The 3,271-nt window shown below is 69.1% G+C and carries 3 protein-coding genes; all 3 read right to left on the bottom strand.

Going from position 1 to position 3,271, the window contains the following annotated elements:
* On the bottom strand, positions 1 to 997 hold a 997-nt coding region (locus R1101_RS0119435; protein ID WP_016934988.1), incomplete at its 3' end, for a glycosyltransferase family 4 protein.
* Complete coding sequence (locus R1101_RS0119430) at positions 994 to 2,514, bottom strand: 1,4-alpha-glucan branching protein domain-containing protein (protein ID WP_016934987.1); 1,521 nt, start codon at positions 2,512 to 2,514, stop codon at positions 994 to 996. The genes R1101_RS0119430 and R1101_RS0119435, both read right to left, overlap by 4 nt.
* Before the next feature lie 26 nt (positions 2,515 to 2,540).
* On the bottom strand, positions 2,541 to 3,271 hold a 731-nt coding region (locus tag R1101_RS0119425; RefSeq protein WP_016934986.1), incomplete at its 5' end, for an SAM-dependent methyltransferase.

The following is a 3,271-nucleotide window of genomic DNA, read 5'->3' as shown; positions in this document are numbered from 1 at the left end:
CGACCACCGCTTCGCCCAGGCCACCGGCGGTGGACGCGATCAGCGGGGTGCCCGCGGCCGCCGCCTCGAGGGCGATGATGCCGAATGGTTCGTAGCGGCTCGGCAGCACGATCGCGTCGGCGCCGTGCAGCCAGCCGAGCAGTTCGGTGTGATCGAGGTTGCCGAGGAAACTCACCGAGCGTGCGACGCGGTGCACCCGTGCCTGCTCGCGCAGCCACTCGAACTGGGTGCCTTCGCCGGCAATCACGAGGGTCGTGCCGGGATGCGATCGGCGGATGCGGGGGAGGGCGGCGATCGCGTCCTGCACACCCTTCTCGTATTCGAGGCGGCCGACGTACAGCAGCCGTGCCGGCCCGGGACGCGGTTCGCGGTCCCGGTACGACCAGGTGGTGATGTCGATGCCGTTGCGGATCACCGAGATCTCCGGCAGGTCCGGGCCGTACAGCTCCGTCACCTCGTCGTGCATCGACACCGAACACGTGATGAGCCGGTCGGATTCGTTGGCGAGCCACCATTCGACGGAATGCACCTGCCGATTGATCCGGCCGGACAGCCAGCCGCTGTGGCGACCCGCCTCCGTCGCGTGCAGGGTCGACACGAGCGGCACGTCGAAGAACTCGGCCAGCGCGATCGCGGGGTGGGCGACGAGCCAGTCGTGGGCGTGGACGACATCGGGATACCAGCCTTCGCCGATGCCGCCGCGGCTCAGTCCGATCCCGGCGCGGACCATCGCGTGGCCCATCGCGAGGGTCCAGGCGATCATGTCCTCGCCGAAGTCGAAGTGGGGTGCGTCCTCCGCGACGGCCACCACGAGCACGCCGTCGGCGATATGACCGACCGTGGGATGGGTCGACGGGTCGGTACCGGTGGGACGACGCGACAGCACCACCACTTCGTGGCCGGCCGCGGCGAGTTCGGTGGCGAGATGGTGGACGTGTCTGCCCAGACCGCCGACGACGACGGGTGGGTACTCCCATGACACGAGCAGGATCTTCATCGCGGGCCTCCGTGGCGTCCGGGCAGTCGCCGGGCGTCGAGTCCCGGGAAGAGATTGTCGGCGCGGTTCCATCCGTCGGCCAGACGGCGCGCCGTCTCGGTGCGTCCGGAGTCGACGGCCTCGGCGATCTCACGCAGTGCATGGGCGTGCTTGTGCGCGCGGTCGCGGGCGTAGGCGGCGGCGGTGTCCTTGCTGACCATGAACGCCCAGTCGCTGGACACCGTGAGCAGTGCTTCGCGCAGCATCTGGTCGTGCACGCGGTCGCGGAGCGCGACCGGCGAGACGTTCTGTTCGCGGGTCTTGTCGATGCTGTCGAGGGTCGTGCGCACCACCTCGTCGTTCAGTCGCACGAGGTCGGCGACCTGATCGCCGGCCCAGACGCGCCAGTCCTTGCCCGAGCCCCACGACGAATCCTCGAGATCGACACAGGTGCCGACATAACCGCGGTCGCGGGCATCGGCCAGGGTTCCCACCTCGATACCGGCCTCGGGAAGAGCGCGCAACAGCCGCTCGAGGAAGATCGGGCCCTCGAACCACCAGTGCCCGAACAGTTCCGTGTCGAATGCCGCGACGACGAGCGCGTCCCGGCCGATGCGGTCGGACTCGCTGCGCAGCCGCTTCCGGACGGTCTCGACGAAGTCGGCGACGTGCCGGTCGACGGCCTGCGAGGCGAGTTCGGGGTCGTAGGGAGCTTTCTCGTGCGAGGGCACCGTGCGGCCCGTGACCCGGGAGGGCTTGAGTCCGGTGTCGTGGCAGTAGGTGTGGAAGTCGCGGTAGGCGAAGTGGCCCGGGTAGCCGGATTTCGGCGACCACACCCGGTACGAGACCTGCAGGTCGCGGCCGAAGCACACCACGTCCGAGTCGCGGACCGTGCGACCGAGCGAGGTGTCGCCGCGCAGTGCGGGGCCGTCGACCATGAAGTGCTCGACACCCGCTGCGGCGTAACCCTTCTCCATGCCCGGCGTGTAGCCGCATTCCGGACCCCAGATGCCGCGCGGCCGATGGTTCCAGCGGGCGTGGGCGTCGGCGAGGCCCTCCGACAGGGAGAAGGCGCGCAGTCGCGGGTCGAGGAGGGGCTGGAAGGGATGGGCCAGAGGTCCGCCGAGGAGTTCGATCGCGTCGGCGTCGATCAGCTGCCGGACGACGGGGGAACCTCCGTGGCGCCAATGGGTTTCGAAATCCTCGAGTGCGGTCGAGGCGGCACGGTGCTCGCGGGCGCCGAGCGCGCGGTAGGACTCCTCCCGCATCCCGGCGGCCTCGTGCGCGCGGAGTTGCCAGTTGCCGAGCCAGTGGTGCATCCCGGCGAGGCAGTGCGGATCGTCGAGTTGCGCGGCGAGCACCGGGGTGACACCGAGCGTGAGCATCCGGGTCCGGCCTTCGGCGGCGAGCCGTCTCAGGACGTCGGTGACGGGCAGATAGGTCGCGGCCCACGACTGGTAGAGCCATTCCTCGCCGACGGGCCACCGGCCGTGATGGGCGAGCCACGGGAGGTGGGAATGGAGGACGAGCGCGAACATGCCCGGCTCACGAGGTGATGCGGCACTCACGGCGCAGTGTCCTTCGCTGCGGGATCCTTCACGGCGATGGCGACGAGATCGAGGCTCGCGTCGATGTTCTCGGGAACGATGGCGAAGTCGTCGACGGAGATCATGGCGACATCGGCGGTGAGGTCGTCCGGCCACGGCTCACCGGCGAGCGCCCGCTCGATCTGAGCGTCGATGAACGATCCGCCGTGCTTGGCGTCGAGAGCGCGCAGGGCGGGTCCGTGGTGCACGCCCGTCATGAGTTCGACGCGGAAGCCGGCGTCCTCGAGCAGTTGTGTCAGTTCGGCGGCGTTCAGCTCACGGGTGTGGAAAGGATTGAGCGGGGTGTCGCGGCCGGGGGAGAAGGTGATGCGGTTGGGCGTGCTGATCAGCAGCTCACCGCCGGGAGTGAGAATGCGGTGACATTCGCGTAGGAACTGTGTCTGATCCCACAGGTGCTCGATCACCTGGAAGTTCACGACCGTATCGACCGATTCGTCCTCGAGGGGAAGTTCGGCGAGATTGCCGTGCCGCATGTCCACGCGGGGGTAGCGCGCGCGGATGTGGGCGACGGCGCTCTCGTCGTAGTCGAGGCCGATCACCCGGGTGGCGACGTCGGCGATCATGGCGGCTCCGTAGCCTTCGCCGGCACCGGCCTCGAGCACGGTCCGGTTCGCGCACCGGGGAAGAAAATGCTGGTAGACGACCTCGTGACGCCGGAACCAGTAGTTCTCCTGGGCGATGCCCGGGA

The organism is Rhodococcus sp. R1101, from assembly GCF_000278445.1.
GTDB classification, from domain to species: domain Bacteria; phylum Actinomycetota; class Actinomycetes; order Mycobacteriales; family Mycobacteriaceae; genus Rhodococcus; species Rhodococcus gordoniae.
The sequence above is the reverse complement of the archived record's forward strand: the minus strand, read 5'-3'. Positions and strand labels throughout refer to the sequence as shown.

Bases quoted from the DNA above. Each gene is read 5' to 3' on its own strand.
- R1101_RS0119430 (WP_016934987.1), bottom strand. From the start codon at position 2,514: ATGTTCGCGCTCGTCCTCCATTCCCACCTCCCGTGGCTCGCCCATCAC.